A 15,059-nucleotide genomic window follows, 5' to 3' on the forward strand; every position below is an offset into this window, starting at 1 on the left:
AACGGGCATCTATGCCGTCCGGCTACCGAGCGACGCCCCAGATGGACAGTTGTTCGCCGGTGGGCGTACCATAGGGCCGGGGGGTGACCGATGGAGGTCACATGGTTGATGAAGAGCATCGCCGCGAACGGAGGCAGCGGGTGCTTAAAGGCGCCTCAATCATCAGCGGAATTACAAACTCCGAGATCAGTTGCACCATTCGGAACCAAAACAGTGGCGGAGCTGAGCTCAAAGTCCCGGTGGAATCGCGTGTCCCTGAGCGGTTCGTGCTTTACGTGCCGACCGACGGCGTTGCCTACCAAGCAGTCCTGCGGTGGCGCAGGAACGACCGAATTGGGGTTCAATTTACAGGAACGTTGCCAAAGCCGCGTCTCCACTATGGCTAAAGCGGATGCCCGGGATGCACAGACTCGGGAATTTGGACTCCGGCGCTCCACACGTGTTCCATGGCAGTCATACTTTAGAGGTTACCCCCCGGCGAACCTTCGCTTCAGGTCGACATGGTCAGAAGGCTGAAGATCACGGGAATATTCCTCGTCCAGATAGTTAGCCAGACGCCCACGCGCTGCGGGGGTACCCAGTGAAGACATCAAACACCGTCCCGCTTTCGGCGGGTTCCTTCCTCAGGTCGTAGCTTTGGGAAGCCATGCCGTCACTAGGTAAGTCTGCGGTCCAGTTCTCAAGCAGTGATCGACATTCCTGTTGGAATGCGGGTTCTACAGCAGATTCGGTTTCAAGGATCGCGAGGGGTTGGCTCAATGCATCATGAGCGACCCAGCATTCTCAGAAACCGGCACCCGTCTGCGCAGCCTTATCGTGCAGATAGGTAGAGTCAAAATCTGCGGCGCGAACGAGCCCTGCCCAGTCGGGCGCATGAAAACGCGAGCCAAGGGTAGATATCAGACCGTCGCGTCGAAGGTCCTGAAGCACTCGGTTCACGTGCACGGAGGAGAGGCCTAGTGCGTCGCCAAGTGCAGCCTGCGTTATCGGGAGATAGGCCACATGATCTTCAATGCGACCGACCGAGCGAAGGCGGACAATAAGTTCGCAAAGAATGTGAGCCATACGCGAGTAGGCGTCGCGCCTTCCGACGTTGGTGACCCACTCTCGATAGATCGCCGCATCGATCACAGTGGAGCGCCAAAACACTCTCGTTATCGAAGAGTGCTGGTCGCAAATGGCGCGAAGATCGTCGTGCCGCATGAAGCCCACTCGAGAGGGCATCAGAGGGGTGAACGTGCAATCCATGACCGACAAATGCAAACCATGCAGGTCGGGAATGTCGCCCGGAACAAAAAAGGAGGATATCTGACGCTTGCCCTCCCCGGTTAGTTTGGTCGACCCTATCAAGCCGTCAAGAACGACGAAGGAAAGGCTCGGCTTATCGCCCTCGCGCAGAATGTCTTCGTTGGCCTGATATCTCTTCTCCTGAATCGAGATGTTCCCCAAGGTCGCAATGTCTGATTCTGCGAGTTCCGAGATGGCTTGGAGCTTGCGGATCAACATTTTGAAAGAAGGATCATGTGCCATCAAGAACCTGTTCGTGTTTGCTCTCAACTTTTAGTTGGCGCTAATGTTCCCGCTGCCTAGGGAGACGAAGGCCAATGGTCAGTGCGTCGATGATGCGGGCAAAGTTCAGCTGCCCTCAATCCTTTTCGCCTGCCGCACCCTGTTCGAAACGGCTGGATCACAACCTGCTTTCCACCGGATTAACGAGTGCTATTGCGCGCCAGGAACCTTAAGAGTTCGCAGCCGTTCAACTGTTGGGGCGCACGAAGCAGGCTTTCAATGTCATCGGGTTCCGTGCTGTTCGTGGAGACGTCGAGAACTCTCCGGGAGGCCGGGTTCGAGGTGGTCGCCGGCTTAAGGGGCCTTGAAGCGATTGGGACTTTCGGTCGTGAGCCGGAGCGAGTTGTGGCTCTCCTGACAGATATCAGACTTGGGGACGGCCCAAGCGGGTGGGATGTGGCCCGGCACCCCCGAGGCGCCGATCCTACTATGCCAGTTATATGACAGCGTTGGTCGATGCCATGGCCTGCTACGCAATTGACCGACATCAAATCGACATCCTGTCTCTCGGCTGCGTTGAATTGGAGTTCGCCTTCACCAAGGGCCAAATCGCCAAGGGCGGTATCAGGCACTGGCGCGAGATCATTTCTGCCGCCATGCGCCTGCAAAGCCAGAATGCACTGGGCCAAGCTGGGCTGCTGGTAGGACGAGACCGTCTACTACGCGTCGACGGAGCACCTATGAAGTCTAATCCGATCGACCTCGACGACTACACCCGGTCCGCCGCAGAGTTACCTGTTTATTGCTGCCTCACTGGTCAAGCAACATGAGGAACGGCTGGCGGCGCTTTTCGCTGCGCCGCGTCCACCCTACAAAGCGGTGTATGGGCCAAGGTCTCAGGACCCGTAAATAGCCACCTGTTCTTCGCACGATGTCGGCTTTCAGAAACCGCCTAAAGCGATCCCGATATTGGGCGCAATGGCCATCCGTTCTGATTAAGTCGTCTTGGCCAGCCGTGGTCTTCACTCGACCCCACATGATGAGGTATGACCAAGAAGGATGTATACTCAACCGGAAGAGACAAGGTGCAGGTGCAAGGCATTGAGAGAAATAGCAGGAACCGAACCAATCCACAGGAATATTTTGTTGGTATTTATGTTGGTAGCAGATGCGGAAACATTCCCCTAAGTATCTGAAAGCAAAACGGGATTTTCTTCACTTGAATTCCGCCTCTGGGCACCAGTTTTCTCTGAACATCAAGGGCTTGACTTCCTGGCGCCGCACCGACGGATTCCTGATTTCGGCCTGCCGGCTGTGCCGGCAAGCCTGCGCAACCGAGTTATGAACTTTCGGGGCGCACGGTCTCCACGCGCAGCGAGCCGGCTGGAAGCGGCTGCAGCAGTTCGGCTTCCGGCTTGGTCAGACTGAGCCAAGCCGCCCAATCGCCGGGCCGAAGCACCACGACCTGCCGACTGTGATAGGGCGCAATATCCGGTCCAGGCTCGGTTGTCAGCATGGTGAAGGTTGGCGGCTTGTTGCCGGCAGCTTCACGCCAAAGCCCTGCGATGGCCATGAACGGCGAGCCGTTGAGCGTGAAGCGATGCTTTGCCTTCGGATACTTCGTGCCCGTGAACTCGAAGAAGGCGGATGCCGGCACGAGGCAGCGTTTGCTGCCGGCGAATTGCCGGCCTTCGGAGCGGAAGTTGAACACTGGTCCGCCTTTCGGGCCGGCCGGCGGAAATCCAAACGTCATCGACGTCAGTTCAACAACGCCAGTGTCGCCGGCGGCGCGCATGATCGGGGCTGGATCGTTGATATGGATGTCATCAACCCGCGGCAGTTCAAGTTCGGTCTGATGGGTCGGGATCTCGAGTGCCAGCGACTCCAGCATCCGGCAATATTCAGCCCAGAGAATATGCTGCTCATAGTCGTTGCACATGGAAGGCTCCCGACCGGTCTGCCAGTTTACCTCACGCCAAACAAAGAGGCGATGGACCGCTCAACCCTCGCGGTCGCGCTCGAGCAGTATATCGGGCTCGATCGCCGCGTTGACGAAGGCGGCGCGGGCATAGCGCGCCTCTTGAAGGCCTTCCAGAACGCCAAGGCAGGCTTTACGGGCGGCGACGTGATAGCCGCCTGTCTTCACGGGCCATCGGTTCATGAGGATGTCAGCGGCCTGCGCGACACGCTCCACCTTGTAGATCGTGTTTCTGGACCTGCCAAGCGCCACGCGAACCGGCTCATCGAAATGCTGATCTTGCATGCTTCCCCTCCCGAACGCGATCGCGAGTCAATTCGGGGGAGGCAAGTTCGGTTCCACGGGAGCGATTTGCCAACGCAATAAACCCGCCCAATGAAATCACTTTGCGCCCATCGGCCAAATGGCGGATTCGCTTTGCTTGGTGATCCCCTCCACCTAGGGCAAACTGCCTGCCGGGGCTGCAGGAGGAGAAATGCGAGCACGCGCAGCTACGATCGGCGATCTCGAAAGTGTCTTCCGTGATCTGTCCACGCGGATGTCGGACGAGTATGTGGCCGCCGGCAAGGACAGCAAGGTCGCCTACGACAATCTGATGATGAATTTGAAGGAAGGCCGAGCGCACGCGCTGGTCGAGGGCGACAAGACGGTGGCGATCGTCGCCTGGCACGAGAACAGCGACGCCGCCGACACGCTGTTTGCCGCGCAGGAGGGTTTCTTCAGCGCCGCGACGGTCCGCTTCTGCAGGCGCCACATCCGCCACATTCAGGCGCTGGCCGGCAACCTTCCCATCCACTCGCGCAGCTGGCTGCAGCGGGCCGACGTCGGCAAATGGTTCCGTGTCATCGGTTATGTCGAACGCGGCCGAGAGAACGGCGCCACTGTGTTCGAATTGCCGCCGGCACGGGGAGCGTCAGCTGCGCGGGCTGCCTAGGGCTGCGCACCCACGGATGCCATCACGGAAAAGCCCCCGCCAGGATGGCGATGGGCCAATATCGCCTGCAATGGGCTCATATCGGGGGCTCAGATATCGGGCTGATCCAGCGCCTCGAAAATCACCCGTTCCAGCGGACCGAGATCCTCTTCGATCTCGCTGACCTCAAGGCCTAAATGCCGAGCATCCAGGGCAGCTCGCGTGGTTAGGGTTCGAGCCGTTGCCTTGTCGGCAGGCAGTTCGCCCGGCAGGTGCTCGTGGATCCAGCCCTGCAGGAAATCAACGCCGCGCTCGCTCATCGATTTATCCCTTCCCTTATCTGGGGGATCATTCCCCCAGAATGACCCCAGAAGCGACGATCTGAGCCGTCAGGCTGGTGAGCCTGCCTCGCTTCACGAGCGTCGGCTTTTGGTAGATTTTCTTCATGGCGGTGCCTTTCGCGACAAATCGCTCGTCGGCAACAACGTCCGTCGCGGGGCAGCGTTCCATGGCGGGCTGTTGAGCCCGACCCCCTGACACATCGTATTTGAGAACAGCCCCGCTCCCGCGACCCGTGATGTTGATGCCGCGGCAGGTTGCGAAGCCAATGCGGGGCGTGGCATTTGTCGATGCCGATCATTGGGATGGCAAGCAGGACATGGCACGGCCACCAGACATCGCCCGACACCAGGCCGCCAAGGCAGGCGTTAGCCTGAACCGGGCGCTTTCCAAACTCGGCCTGTGTTCGCGCAAGCAGGCCGAGCTGCTGATAGCCGAAGGGCGCGTGCGGGTTGGCGGCAAGGTGGTGCGCGATCCGTCGCTGCGTGTCGATCTCGGCCGCGACCGCATCGCTGTCGACGGCGAGCAGATCGTCGGCGAGGCAAAAGTCTACCTGATGATCAATAAGCCGCGCGGACAGGTCACCACGCGCGATGACCCGCAGGATCGTGGCACCGTCTATGACTGCCTGGTGGAACTGGAGTTGCCTTTCGTGTCGCCGGTCGGCCGCCTCGACAAGGCCAGCGAAGGCCTGTTGCTGATGACCAACGACACGCGCTGGGCCAACCGCCTGCTCGATCCGGCCTCGCATGTCGCCAAGACCTATCATGTCCAGATCGGCACCGCGCCCGACGAAGCGATGCTGGCGCGCTTTCGCGACGGAGCGATCGTCGACGGCGAACTGCTGACCGCAAGTTCGATCGAACTGCTGCGCAGCGGCGGCCGCACTGCCTGGCTGGAAATCGTGCTCGACGAGGGCCGCAACCGCCAGATCCGCCGCCTGCTCGGGGCATTCGATATCGAGGTGCTGAGGCTGGTTCGGGTGGCGATCGGCGGTTTGCAGCTCGGCGAACTCGCCAAGGGCAAGGCGCGGCATCTGACATCGGAGGAATTGGCGGTGCTCGCGCGTTAAGAGGCAGGCTTGCCGCGAAACCCTACTTCTGGTTCCACCTGCGTATCACCGGCTCGCTCAGATCGTGCTCATAGCCGAGGATGCTGAGGCTCGCGGTATCAAGTACGAAGTGCGCACCGCCTTCGGGTGGCAGACCGAGCCAGCGCGCGGCCAGCACGCGCAGGAAATGCGAGCTTGAAAACACCAGCACATTGCCCTCGATTGCCCGCAGCCCGGCGATGATCCTGTCGGCCCTGGCGCCAACATCCGCTACCGACTCGCCGTCGGGACAGCCGTCACGGAACAATTGCCAGCCGGGGCGCTGCACAACAATCTCCTTGGTCTTAACGCCCTCATAGGCGCCATAGTCCCATTCCTGCAGGTCGTCCTTCTTGACGGCAGCAGCGCCGAAGCCGGCAAGCGTGCAGGTGCTGAAGGCGCGCTGCGACGGGCTCGACCACACCGCCTGGAAGGACAGATCCTTGAGCCGGTCTGCCACGCCGCGAGCTGCCGCCTCGCCCTTTGCCGTCAACGGTATGTCGGTGCGGCCGGTGTGTTTTCCCGAAGCGCTCCACTCCGTCTCGCCGTGACGGACGAGGTAGATTTCGGGGTACGGATTGCTCATGCGCCGGCCTTTCGGTTTTACGTCCGCACCCTACCCGGGAGGGCCCGGCCAGCGCCAGCCACGTGCAGGCGGAAAAGGAAAGGCCGCAACCGAATCGGCTGCGGCCTTGTGCTCAAACGTCAGTGCCCGGAGCGGTCAAGCGGGCTGCAGATCGCCCGACAGCGCCAGGTCGGCTTCCTCGGACAATGTGCCGGCCATGGCGGCGGCGAACTTGGTCTGGTCGAGTTCGCCTTCCCAGCGCGCCACAACGATCGTCGCCACTGCATTGCCGACGAAGTTGGTCAGCGCCCGGCATTCCGACATGAAGCGGTCGACCCCTAGGATCAGCGCCATGCCGGCAACGGGTACCGTAGGCACGACAGAGAGCGTGGCGGCCAGCGTGATAAAGCCGGCGCCGGTGATGCCGGCGGCACCCTTGGAGCTCAGCATGGCAACCAGCAGCAGCAGAATCTGGTCGCCATAGGTGAGCGGCGTATCGGTCGCCTGGGCGATGAACAGCGCCGCCAGCGTCATGTAGATGTTGGTGCCGTCGAGGTTGAAGGAATAGCCGGTCGGGATGACCAGGCCGACCACCGAGCGGTTGCAGCCGGCGCGCTCCATCTTGGCCATCAGGCCGGGAAGAGCGGCTTCCGAGGACGAGGTGCCGAGCACCAGCAGCAGCTCTTCCTTGATGTAGCGGATCAAGGCGAGGATCGAGAAGCCGTTGTACCAAGCGACAGCGCCGAGCACGACCAGCACGAAGAGCAGCGACGTCAGGTAAAAGGTGCCGATCAGAAAGGCGAGGTTGGCAATCGCGCCGATGCCGTATTTGCCGACGGTGAAGGCCATGGCGCCGAAGGCGCCGATGGGGGCGGCCTTCATCAGGATGGCGACCAGGCGGAAGATAGGCGAGGTCAGCGCCTGCAGGAAATCGACGACCGGGCGGCCGCGCTCGCCGACCAGAGCGAGAGAGATGCCGAACAGCACCGAGAAGAACAGCACCTGCAGGATGTCGCCTTGCGCGAAGGCGCCGGTGATGGTGTCGGGGATGATGTTGAGCAGGAAGCCGACGATGGTCGTGTCATGCGCCTTCTCGGTGAAGGTGGCGACCTTCGAGGGGTCGAGCGTCGCCGCATTGATGTGCATGCCGGCGCCCGGTTGGACGACGTTGGAGACGACCATGCCGACGACCAGCGCCAGGGTCGAAAAGACCAGGAAATAGATCATCGCCTTGCCGGCGACGCGGCCAACCTTTTTCAGGTCGGAGACGCCGGCAATGCCTGTGGTCACCGTCAGGAAGATGACCGGCGCGATCACCATCTTGACCAGCTTGATGAAGGCATCGCCGAGCGGCTTCAGCGAAGCACCCAGTTCGGGATAGAAATGACCGAGCAGGATGCCGGCCGCGATCGCCGTCAGGACCTGCACGTAGAGATGACGGTAAAAGGGTAGCTTGCCGCGCGGTTCGGCGGCAGCGAATGCTGGCTGCATGACGTCCTCCATGGCGCCCCGATCGAAAGCTCGACCTCCCGGGGCAAGTTGTTTCCGCAGCCTCGCGACTGCTGTACTGGTCACTGCAACTGCCGTGCCAGACTGAGCGGCATTACCGTATCCATTGATTTTGTTGGAGATCTTTGTCGACCGAGCTGGTGCGCCGCAACCGCAAGTGCGGACATCCGCATGACTGAATTGTGCTTTGTGCGAAATCATGCACAAATAGGGAATGCTGCAACGCCCTGCCGCGGTCCTGTCGCCGACGCCCGAGCAACTCGGCAAACGCGCGCGTCGCGCCTGGCTGCTGTTTGCGGCGATCGCGCTGGTGATCGTTGCCACGGCGCTCACCGGCGCCGGCCTCTACGCGCGCCGCGCCGAGGTCGCGGCACTGGCGGCGCAAGGCCGCACCGATGCCAATCTGAAGGTTGCGTTGCTGCGCGCCGTGCTGGAAAGCCCGCGGGGGCTGCCGCTGCTCTTGTCCGAGGACCAGCAGGTGCATGACGCCCTGCAGAACAAGGGCGCTGTCACGATCGACGTGCTCAACCGCAAGCTCGAAGGGCTGGTCTCCGGCACCAAGGCTTCGGTGCTTTACGTCACCGGCGTCGACGGGTTTGCGATCGCCTCCAGCAACTGGCGCGAAACAACCAGCTTCGTCGGCAACGACTATGGTTTCCGCGCCTATTTCTCCGGCGCCATGCAATCCGGAACGGCCGAATATTTTGCGCTGGGCAACATCAGCAAGCGCCCGGGCCTCTATATTTCGCGTCGCGTCGGCAATGCGGCGGCGCCGCTCGGCGTCGTCGTCGTCAAGATGGAATTCGACCAGCTTGAAGCCGACTGGCATGAGGCCAACCGGCCGGCCTATGTCAGCGACGACCACGGCGTCGTGCTGATCACCAGCGTGCCGTCCTGGCGCTTCATGACCACCGCGCCGCTGGCCGGCCCGGTGGCTGCCGCCATCCGGAGCAGCCAGCAATTCGGCAACGCGCCGCTGATCCCCTTGCCGATCACACGCCCCGAGGCATTGAGCCCTGACGTGTCGATGGTGCATGCGATAACACCGGGCGGCAGCGATGCCGAATATCTCAGGCTTTCGACACTGGTCCAATCGACGCCATGGCGGCTCGATTATCTCGTGCCGGTCGAAGCGCCGATCGCGGCTGCGGTGCGTGAGATGCGGCTGCTGGCGCTGGGCGTCGTGGTGCCGTTGCTGGCGCTGGCCGGCTATCTCCTGTGGCGCCGTCAGTCGGCGCAGATGCGCATCGCAGCCGAACAGGCAGCGCGCATCGAGCTCGAGCGCCGCGTCGTCGAGCGTACGCATGACCTCAGCCTGGCTCGCGACCGGCTGCAGGCCGAGATCACCGATCACCGCAGCACCGAAGCCAAGCTGCAGGTCATGCAGCAGGAACTGGTGCAGGCCAACCGTCTTGCTACCCTCGGCCAGGTTGCCGCCGGCGTCGCGCATGAGATCAACCAGCCGGTGGCAACCATCCGCGCCTATGCCGACAATGCGCGTGTGTTCCTGGAGCGCAAGCAGACCGCCTCGGCCGAGGAGAACCTTGGCGCGATTGCCGCGCTGACCGAGCGCATCGGCGGCATCACCGAAGAGTTGAAGGTCTTTGCCCGCAAGGGGCGCACGGCAGCCGAACCGGTCGAACTGCGCGGCGTCATCGAGGGCGCCGTGGTGCTGCTCAGAAGCCGCTTTGCCGGTCGGCTGGACGCACTCGATATCACGCTGCCGCCGGTAACGCTCAAGGTGATGGGCAACCGGCTGCGGCTCGAACAGGTGCTGATCAACCTGTTCCAGAATGCGCTGGAAGCGCTGGACGGGCGCGACGGCGCCAGGGTGCAGGTTTCGGCCCAGGAGACGGCCGAAGGCGTGGCGCTTGCCGTCGCCGACAATGGGCCGGGCATTTCGCCTGCCATCCTCAAGTCATTGTTCACGCCGTTCAACACCTCGAAGGAAAAAGGCCTCGGGCTCGGCCTCGTCATCTCGCAGGACATCGTCGCCGACTATGGCGGACGCATCGAGGTGGCGAGCGACCAGGCCGGCACGCGCTTTACCATTCACCTCGCCAGGGCAGCATGATGGACACCGCACCGGTCGTATTGATCGACGACGACAGCGAATTGCTGAGGGCCACGCGGCAGACGCTGGAACTCGCTGGTTTTTCCGTCTCGGCCTTTGCGGTGGCGAACGAGGCGCTGGCCGGGCTCGACGCCAATTTTCCCGGCGTGGTGGTGTCCGACATCCGCATGCCCGGCATTGACGGCCTGCAGCTCTTCGACCGCGTCTTCCAGCTTGATGCCGACATTCCGGTAATCCTGGTCACCGGGCATGGCGACATCGCGGTTGCGGTCAAGGCGATCAAGGATGGCGCCTACGACTTCATCACCAAGCCTTTCGCCGCCGACCGGCTGGCGCAAAGTGTGGCACGGGCGGCGGAAAAGCGCCGGCTGGTGATGGAGAACCGCGCCTTGCGCGAAAGCGCCGAACAGGCGCAGGACGGCCTGCCGCTGATCGGGCAGACGCCGGCGATGGAGCGGCTGCGCCGCACGCTGCGGCAAATCGCAGACACCGATGTCGACGTTCTGGTGACCGGCGAGACCGGCTCAGGCAAGGAGGTGGTGGCGGGCCTGCTGCATCGCTGGAGCCGCCGCGCCAAGGGCAATTTCGTGGCGCTGAATTGCGGCACGCTGCCGGATACGGTGATCGAAAGCGAACTGTTCGGCCATGAGGCCGGCGCCTTCACCGGCGCACAGAAGAAGCGCATCGGCCGCATCGAGCATTCGAGCGGCGGCACGCTGTTTCTCGACGAGATCGAAAGCATGCCGGCCTCGACCCAGGTGCAGATGCTGCGGGTGCTGGAAATGCGCGAGGTGACGCCGCTCGGTACCAATGAAATCCGGCCGGTCGACCTGCGCGTCGTCGCCGCCGCCAAGGTCGATCTCGGCGATGCCAGCCGGCGCGGCGCCTTCCGCGAGGATCTCTACTACCGGCTCAATGTGGTGACGATCTCGATCCCGCCGCTGCGCGAACGCCGCGACGACGTCGCCCTGCTGTTCTTCTACTTCGCCGAGCGTGCAGCCGCCCGCTTCCGCCGGCAAATGCCAGCCGTGCCTGCCTCAGTGCACCGCCATCTGAGCCAGCACGACTGGCCGGGCAATGTGCGTGAACTCGCGCATTTCGCCGAGCGTTTCGTGCTTGGACTGGAGGAAGCGGCGCAAGCGCCACCTTCCGCCCCGGCGGAGCCGGATGACGCCAGCTCACTGCCGGAACGGCTGGAACGCTATGAAGCCAATGTCATCCGCGAGGCGCTTGGCCGCAATGACGGCGATGTCCGGCGCACGATTGAAGCGCTCGGCATTCCGCGCAAGACCTTCTACGACAAGCTGCAGCGGCACGGCATCGTGCGCAGCGATTTTTCCAGGTAATTCATTTTCCAGGTAATTCAGGCGTGTGGACCCGAAAGCAGGGTAGATTTTGTGAACCGGCGCAAAAAAACCGTGGCAAGTCGGCATCAGAAAGTGTTGAAGACCGCATCGGCGGCCTTCGGCACGGCGCGATCCGGTTGCGCTCGGCAGATGTTGATGATTTGTTGCCGGTCAGCGGAGAATGAATGATGCGAGAACCTGTCGGTCAAGATGAATATGGATCGACCAATCCGTTCGATCCGGACGATCTGACGAATTTGAACGCGATCGGCCCGGCCATGGGCGGCGGCAATGACTTCGAGAAATACGCCGTTGCCGTGATCATCGTCTTCGGCGCGCTGATCATTGGCGGGCTGATGGCCGCTTCCATGACCTTTGGTCACCGGAACGGCTTCCTGTTTGCGCTTGGCGGCGCAACCGCGGCCTGGATATCGGGCAATGCGCTGCTCCTCGACCGTCCCCGCATCTACGCGGCGTTCGTCGTGATCGCGGCGCTGATGCTCGTCGGGTCGACGCTTACGCTCGTCCTCTGATCAATCTCTTGTTTTGATCAGTAGCCAATCGCCTCGCCGGATGCGGCGCGGCTGTCGATGGCGCCGTTGTAGCGGGCGCCGCCGCCCTTCTCGATTTCCGCCAGGCTCTTGCCGCCGACAAGAATGCCGGCCGCCTGACCCCAGGTAGAATCCGCGAGATCGAGGTGGTAGCCCATGCCGGCCAGCAGTTTTTCAGTGTCGGGCGACAGGCCGAACGGTTCGAAATAGATCGTGTCGGGCAGCCATTGATGGTGGATGCGCGATGCGTCGATCGCCTCCTGGATGTTCATGCCGTGGTCGATGACGTTGACGATGGCTTCCAGCGTGATGGTGATGATGCGCGAGCCGCCGGGGCTGCCGATAACCATGAACGGCTTGCCGTCCTTGGCGACGATGGTCGGGCTCATCGAAGACAGCGGCGTCTTCTTCGGCTGGATGGCATTGGCCTCTCCCTGGACGAGACCGTAGAGGTTGGGCACGCCGGGCTTCTGGGTGAAATCATCCATCTCGTTGTTGAGCAGGATGCCGGTGCCGTCGGCGACCACGCCGGCGCCGAACGAACCGTTCAGCGTATAGGTGACCGCGACCGCATTGCCGTCATCGTCGATGATCGAATAGTGCGTCGTTTCCTTCGACTCGCCGAAGCCCTTCGGCATCAAATCCTGCGAGACGCCGGCGCGGAACGGGTCGATCTTGTCGCGGATCTCCTTGGCGTAACCCTTGTCGAGCAGTTTCGAGACCGGATTGTCGACGAAATCTGGATCGCCGAGCGCCGAGTTGCGGTCCACATAGGCGTAACGCATCGCCTCGACCATGACATGCACCGTCTCGGCCGAGCCGGCGCCGAGATAGGACAGCGGGTAGCCCTCCAGCACGTTGAGGATTTCGCAGATGATAACGCCGCCGGAGCTTGGCGGCGGCGAGGACGTGATCTCATAGCCGCGATAGGTGCAGCTCACCGGTTGCAGCTCGCGTACCTTATATTGCTCGAAGTCTGCCTTGGCCAGAATGCCGCCCCTGGCGCCGCTCGCCTTGACGATGGCGCCGGCGATGGCGCCTTTGTAGAAGGCGTCGGCGCCTTTTTCGGAGATGGCGGCGAGCGAGGCTGCAAGATCGGGCTGGAGGAGACGCTCGCCGGCGCCATAGGGTTTGCCGTCCGGCTTCAGGAAGATGGCGGCGGCGGCAGGGTCCTTCGCCAGCCGTGCGGCATTGCTTGCGAATGAAGCAGCGTCGCCCTGGTCGAGGATGAAGCCATCCTTGGCATAGGCAATTGCCGGCGCCATCAAATCCTGGCGTGGCAGCGTGCCATATTTTTCACGAGCCATCTCGAACCCTGCCACGGAACCCGGTACGCCGACCGCAAGGTAGCCATCAAGGCTGGCGCCCTTCACCGGATTGCCGTCCTTGTCGAGATACATGATCTTGGTTGCCGCCAGCGGCGCGCGCTCGCGGAAATCGAGGAAGGTCGATTTGCCGTCCTTGAAGCGGATGGTCATGAACCCGCCACCGCCGATATTGCCGGCATTAGGGTAGACGACGGCGAGCGCATAGCCGACGGCGACCGCCGCATCGACGGCATTGCCGCCCTTCTTCAGCACCTCGACGCCGGCTTCCGACGCCAGATGCTGGGCAGTGACGACCATGCCGTGCTCGCCCTTCGCCGGTTGAGGCGAGGCGGCATGGAGCGCGCCGGATGGCGCGAGCGCAATTGCGAGCGAAAGGGTGACGCCAATCAGCGTCCGGCGGGTCAAGGGCATGGCGGTGCTCCAAGTGCGGTGTGCCTAGAAGAGCTACATGGAGCGGCCGAGTCCATCATCAATATGAGCGAACACATATTGGTGTTCGCCTGCCGGCAGAGGCAAGCTGATCTCCCCCCTGTGGTGGAGATTAGCCAATCTCAAACAATCCCGCCTGAACCGCCCACAACCGCCGGCCGTTCCGCCGCGACCTTCGCCCGGTAGCCCGCCGCGCGATATGCGGCGACTGGATCGATGGCGCCGCCTGTGTTCAGCCGCGCCATGGCAAGGATCGGCTCGACATCGGTGCGGTAGGCAGCTTTCAGAGTCTGCGTCGCCATCAGCGCATCATTGCCGTCTTGGAAACCCTCGAGCGCCTTGCGGTCGACCAGCAGCGCCTGCGCATAGGCGCGCTGCACCTCGACTGCCGACAGCATCAGGCTTTCGATCGGGTCGGTGACGTTGTGGCTCTGGTCGAGCATGTGGGCGGGATCGAAACCCTCGGCGCCGGAAAGCTCTGCATCAACCAGTTCGTTGAAGACCAGGAACAGCCGATAGGGATCGATCGAGCCGGCATCGAGATCGTCGTCGCCATACTTCGAATCGTTGAAATGGAAGCCGCCCAGTTTTTTGAACTGGATCAGCCGCGACACGATCATCTCGATGTTGACATTGGGCGCATGGTGGCCCAGGTCGACCAGGCAGAACGCCTTGTCGCCCAGCTCCTTGGCGATCATGTAATTGGTTCCCCAGTCCTGCACGACCGTGGAGTAGAAAGCCGGCTCGTACATTTTGTGTTCGGTGAACAGTTTCCAGTCGGCGGGCAGTCCGGCATAGATCTCCTTCATGGCGTCGAGATAGCGCTCGAAGGCTTTGGCGAAATTGACCTGGCCGGGGAAATTCGAGCCGTCGCCGATCCACACTGTCAGCGCCCTGGACCCCAGCGTCTTGCCGATCTCGATGCATTCGAGATTATGCTCGACGGCCTGGCGGCGCGTGCCGGCATCGGCATGCGAAAGCGACCCGAACTTGTAGGACAGTTTTTGGTCCCTGGCATCCGAGAAGGTGTTGGAATTCATGGCGTCGAAGCCGAGGCCGAAGCGCGAGGCCGCCTGCTTCAGCCGGTTCGGATCGGCCTTGTCCCACGGTATATGCAGCGAGACGGTCGGCGTCGCCTGTGTCAGTTGGCTGATGACGGCGCAGTCCTCGATCTTGTCGAAAATGTCGCGCGGCTCGCCGGCGCCGGGAAAGCGGGCAAACCGCGTGCCGCCTGTGCCGACGCCCCAGGACGGAATGGCGACGGCGAATTTCTCGACCTTGTCGCGGATGGCATCGATGGCGATGCCGCGGCGGTCGAGGCGTTCGCCGAGCGACGCGTAGTCGCGCTCGAGGTCGGGTTTGCGCTGGGCGTTGTGGCTGGAGACGAGATCGGCGGCGATGATGGTTTCGGACAAGTGCTATTCCTCC

16 protein-coding genes are annotated in these 15,059 nt (G+C 62.3%); 7 read left to right on the forward strand and 9 right to left on the reverse strand.

What is annotated here, in order from left to right; all coding sequences use genetic code 11:
* Positions 1 to 101 precede the first annotated feature (101 nt).
* Positions 102 to 386, forward strand: coding sequence for a PilZ domain-containing protein (locus NKK50_RS10325; RefSeq protein WP_084566741.1), 285 nt, complete (start codon positions 102 to 104; stop codon positions 384 to 386).
* A 397-nt stretch (positions 387 to 783) separates the two neighbouring features.
* Here NKK50_RS10325 and NKK50_RS10330 read toward each other — a convergent pair whose 3' ends face one another.
* A complete protein-coding gene (locus NKK50_RS10330) occupies positions 784 to 1,530 on the reverse strand; it encodes a Crp/Fnr family transcriptional regulator (protein ID WP_023687384.1) in 747 nt (248 codons plus the stop codon).
* Positions 1,531 to 2,009: 479 nt separating this feature from the next.
* Here NKK50_RS10330 and NKK50_RS10335 point away from each other — a divergent pair, with 479 nt between their 5' ends.
* Positions 2,010 to 2,339: a patatin-like phospholipase domain-containing protein gene (locus tag NKK50_RS10335; RefSeq protein WP_023687386.1), complete on the forward strand. Its 330-nt coding sequence runs from the start codon at positions 2,010 to 2,012 to the stop codon at positions 2,337 to 2,339.
* A gap of 509 nt (positions 2,340 to 2,848) precedes the next feature.
* Here NKK50_RS10335 and NKK50_RS10340 read toward each other — a convergent pair.
* Both NKK50_RS10340 and NKK50_RS10345 read right to left on the reverse strand, forming a co-directional pair.
* Entirely contained in the window at positions 2,849 to 3,448 is a 600-nt protein-coding gene (locus tag NKK50_RS10340; protein WP_023834291.1) for an SOS response-associated peptidase, read from the reverse strand.
* Between the two features lie 60 nt (positions 3,449 to 3,508).
* Positions 3,509 to 3,772, reverse strand: a complete 264-nt coding sequence (locus NKK50_RS10345; RefSeq protein WP_023834292.1) for a DUF982 domain-containing protein — start codon at positions 3,770 to 3,772, stop codon at positions 3,509 to 3,511.
* Positions 3,773 to 3,962: 190 nt separating this feature from the next.
* On the opposite strand from NKK50_RS10345, the gene NKK50_RS10350 reads away from it, so the two are divergent.
* A complete protein-coding gene (locus tag NKK50_RS10350) occupies positions 3,963 to 4,421 on the forward strand; it encodes a hypothetical protein (protein WP_023669674.1) in 459 nt (152 codons plus the stop codon).
* Positions 4,422 to 4,510: 89 nt separating this feature from the next.
* Here the strand turns inward: NKK50_RS10350 and NKK50_RS10355 are convergent, their stop codons facing one another.
* Together NKK50_RS10355 and NKK50_RS10360 are read right to left on the reverse strand one after the other, a co-directional pair.
* Positions 4,511 to 4,720: a DUF768 domain-containing protein gene (locus tag NKK50_RS10355; RefSeq protein WP_023669673.1), complete on the reverse strand. Its 210-nt coding sequence runs from the start codon at positions 4,718 to 4,720 to the stop codon at positions 4,511 to 4,513.
* Positions 4,721 to 4,748: 28 nt separating this feature from the next.
* Positions 4,749 to 4,910 carry a hypothetical protein gene (locus tag NKK50_RS10360; RefSeq protein WP_023669672.1) on the reverse strand — a complete coding sequence of 54 codons (162 nt, stop codon included), beginning with the start codon at positions 4,908 to 4,910 and terminating at the stop codon, positions 4,749 to 4,751.
* Positions 4,911 to 5,058: 148 nt separating this feature from the next.
* Between NKK50_RS10360 and NKK50_RS10365 the strand changes: the two genes are divergently transcribed.
* A complete protein-coding gene (locus NKK50_RS10365) occupies positions 5,059 to 5,811 on the forward strand; it encodes a pseudouridine synthase (protein WP_023669671.1) in 753 nt (250 codons plus the stop codon).
* 22 nt (positions 5,812 to 5,833) lie between these two features.
* Here the strand turns inward: NKK50_RS10365 and NKK50_RS10370 are convergent, their stop codons facing one another.
* Both NKK50_RS10370 and NKK50_RS10375 read right to left on the reverse strand, forming a co-directional pair.
* Positions 5,834 to 6,415 carry a histidine phosphatase family protein gene (locus NKK50_RS10370; protein ID WP_023669670.1) on the reverse strand — a complete coding sequence of 194 codons (582 nt, stop codon included), beginning with the start codon at positions 6,413 to 6,415 and terminating at the stop codon, positions 5,834 to 5,836.
* A gap of 135 nt (positions 6,416 to 6,550) precedes the next feature.
* Complete coding sequence (locus NKK50_RS10375; RefSeq protein WP_023669669.1) at positions 6,551 to 7,885, reverse strand: dicarboxylate/amino acid:cation symporter; 1,335 nt, start codon at positions 7,883 to 7,885, stop codon at positions 6,551 to 6,553.
* Positions 7,886 to 8,117: 232 nt separating this feature from the next.
* On the opposite strand from NKK50_RS10375, the gene NKK50_RS10380 reads away from it, so the two are divergent.
* The 3 genes from NKK50_RS10380 (at position 8,118) to NKK50_RS10390 (ending at position 11,856) form a co-directional block, all read left to right on the forward strand.
* Positions 8,118 to 9,977, forward strand: coding sequence for a sensor histidine kinase (locus NKK50_RS10380; protein ID WP_352543343.1), 1,860 nt, complete (start codon positions 8,118 to 8,120; stop codon positions 9,975 to 9,977).
* On the forward strand, positions 9,974 to 11,323 hold the full coding sequence (locus NKK50_RS10385) for a sigma-54-dependent transcriptional regulator (protein ID WP_023829794.1): 1,350 nt from the start codon (positions 9,974 to 9,976) through the stop codon (positions 11,321 to 11,323). The genes NKK50_RS10380 and NKK50_RS10385 overlap by 4 nt, the downstream gene beginning before the upstream one ends.
* A gap of 185 nt (positions 11,324 to 11,508) precedes the next feature.
* Positions 11,509 to 11,856, forward strand: a complete 348-nt coding sequence (locus tag NKK50_RS10390) for a hypothetical protein (protein WP_032885862.1) — start codon at positions 11,509 to 11,511, stop codon at positions 11,854 to 11,856.
* A 17-nt stretch (positions 11,857 to 11,873) separates the two neighbouring features.
* Here the strand turns inward: NKK50_RS10390 and ggt are convergent, their stop codons facing one another.
* Both ggt and rhaI read right to left on the reverse strand, forming a co-directional pair.
* A complete protein-coding gene (gene ggt / locus NKK50_RS10395; RefSeq protein WP_352543344.1) occupies positions 11,874 to 13,613 on the reverse strand; it encodes a gamma-glutamyltransferase in 1,740 nt (579 codons plus the stop codon).
* A gap of 140 nt (positions 13,614 to 13,753) precedes the next feature.
* Positions 13,754 to 15,046 carry an L-rhamnose catabolism isomerase gene (gene rhaI, locus NKK50_RS10400; protein ID WP_352543345.1) on the reverse strand — a complete coding sequence of 431 codons (1,293 nt, stop codon included), beginning with the start codon at positions 15,044 to 15,046 and terminating at the stop codon, positions 13,754 to 13,756.
* Positions 15,047 to 15,059 lie beyond the last annotated feature (13 nt).

It is taken from the genome of Mesorhizobium sp. M0001, from assembly GCF_040324255.1.
In the GTDB taxonomy this organism is placed as follows: Bacteria; Pseudomonadota; Alphaproteobacteria; order Rhizobiales; family Rhizobiaceae; genus Mesorhizobium.

Coding starts and splice junctions, on each gene's coding strand:
- ggt (WP_352543344.1), bottom strand. CDS start 13,613: ATGCCCTTGACCCGCCGGACGCTGATTGGCGTCACCCTTTCGCTCGCA.
- NKK50_RS10355 (WP_023669673.1), bottom strand. CDS start 4,720: ATGAGCGAGCGCGGCGTTGATTTCCTGCAGGGCTGGATCCACGAGCAC.
- NKK50_RS10345 (WP_023834292.1), bottom strand. CDS start 3,772: ATGCAAGATCAGCATTTCGATGAGCCGGTTCGCGTGGCGCTTGGCAGG.
- NKK50_RS10390 (WP_032885862.1), top strand. CDS start 11,509: ATGATGCGAGAACCTGTCGGTCAAGATGAATATGGATCGACCAATCCG.
- NKK50_RS10365 (WP_023669671.1), top strand. CDS start 5,059: ATGGCACGGCCACCAGACATCGCCCGACACCAGGCCGCCAAGGCAGGC.
- NKK50_RS10330 (WP_023687384.1), bottom strand. CDS start 1,530: ATGGCACATGATCCTTCTTTCAAAATGTTGATCCGCAAGCTCCAAGCC.
- NKK50_RS10340 (WP_023834291.1), bottom strand. CDS start 3,448: ATGTGCAACGACTATGAGCAGCATATTCTCTGGGCTGAATATTGCCGG.
- NKK50_RS10350 (WP_023669674.1), top strand. CDS start 3,963: ATGCGAGCACGCGCAGCTACGATCGGCGATCTCGAAAGTGTCTTCCGT.
- NKK50_RS10385 (WP_023829794.1), top strand. CDS start 9,974: ATGATGGACACCGCACCGGTCGTATTGATCGACGACGACAGCGAATTG.
- NKK50_RS10375 (WP_023669669.1), bottom strand. CDS start 7,885: ATGCAGCCAGCATTCGCTGCCGCCGAACCGCGCGGCAAGCTACCCTTT.
- NKK50_RS10370 (WP_023669670.1), bottom strand. CDS start 6,415: ATGAGCAATCCGTACCCCGAAATCTACCTCGTCCGTCACGGCGAGACG.
- NKK50_RS10380 (WP_352543343.1), top strand. CDS start 8,118: ATGCTGCAACGCCCTGCCGCGGTCCTGTCGCCGACGCCCGAGCAACTC.
- NKK50_RS10360 (WP_023669672.1), bottom strand. CDS start 4,910: ATGGAACGCTGCCCCGCGACGGACGTTGTTGCCGACGAGCGATTTGTC.
- NKK50_RS10335 (WP_023687386.1), top strand. CDS start 2,010: ATGACAGCGTTGGTCGATGCCATGGCCTGCTACGCAATTGACCGACAT.
- NKK50_RS10325 (WP_084566741.1), top strand. CDS start 102: ATGGTTGATGAAGAGCATCGCCGCGAACGGAGGCAGCGGGTGCTTAAA.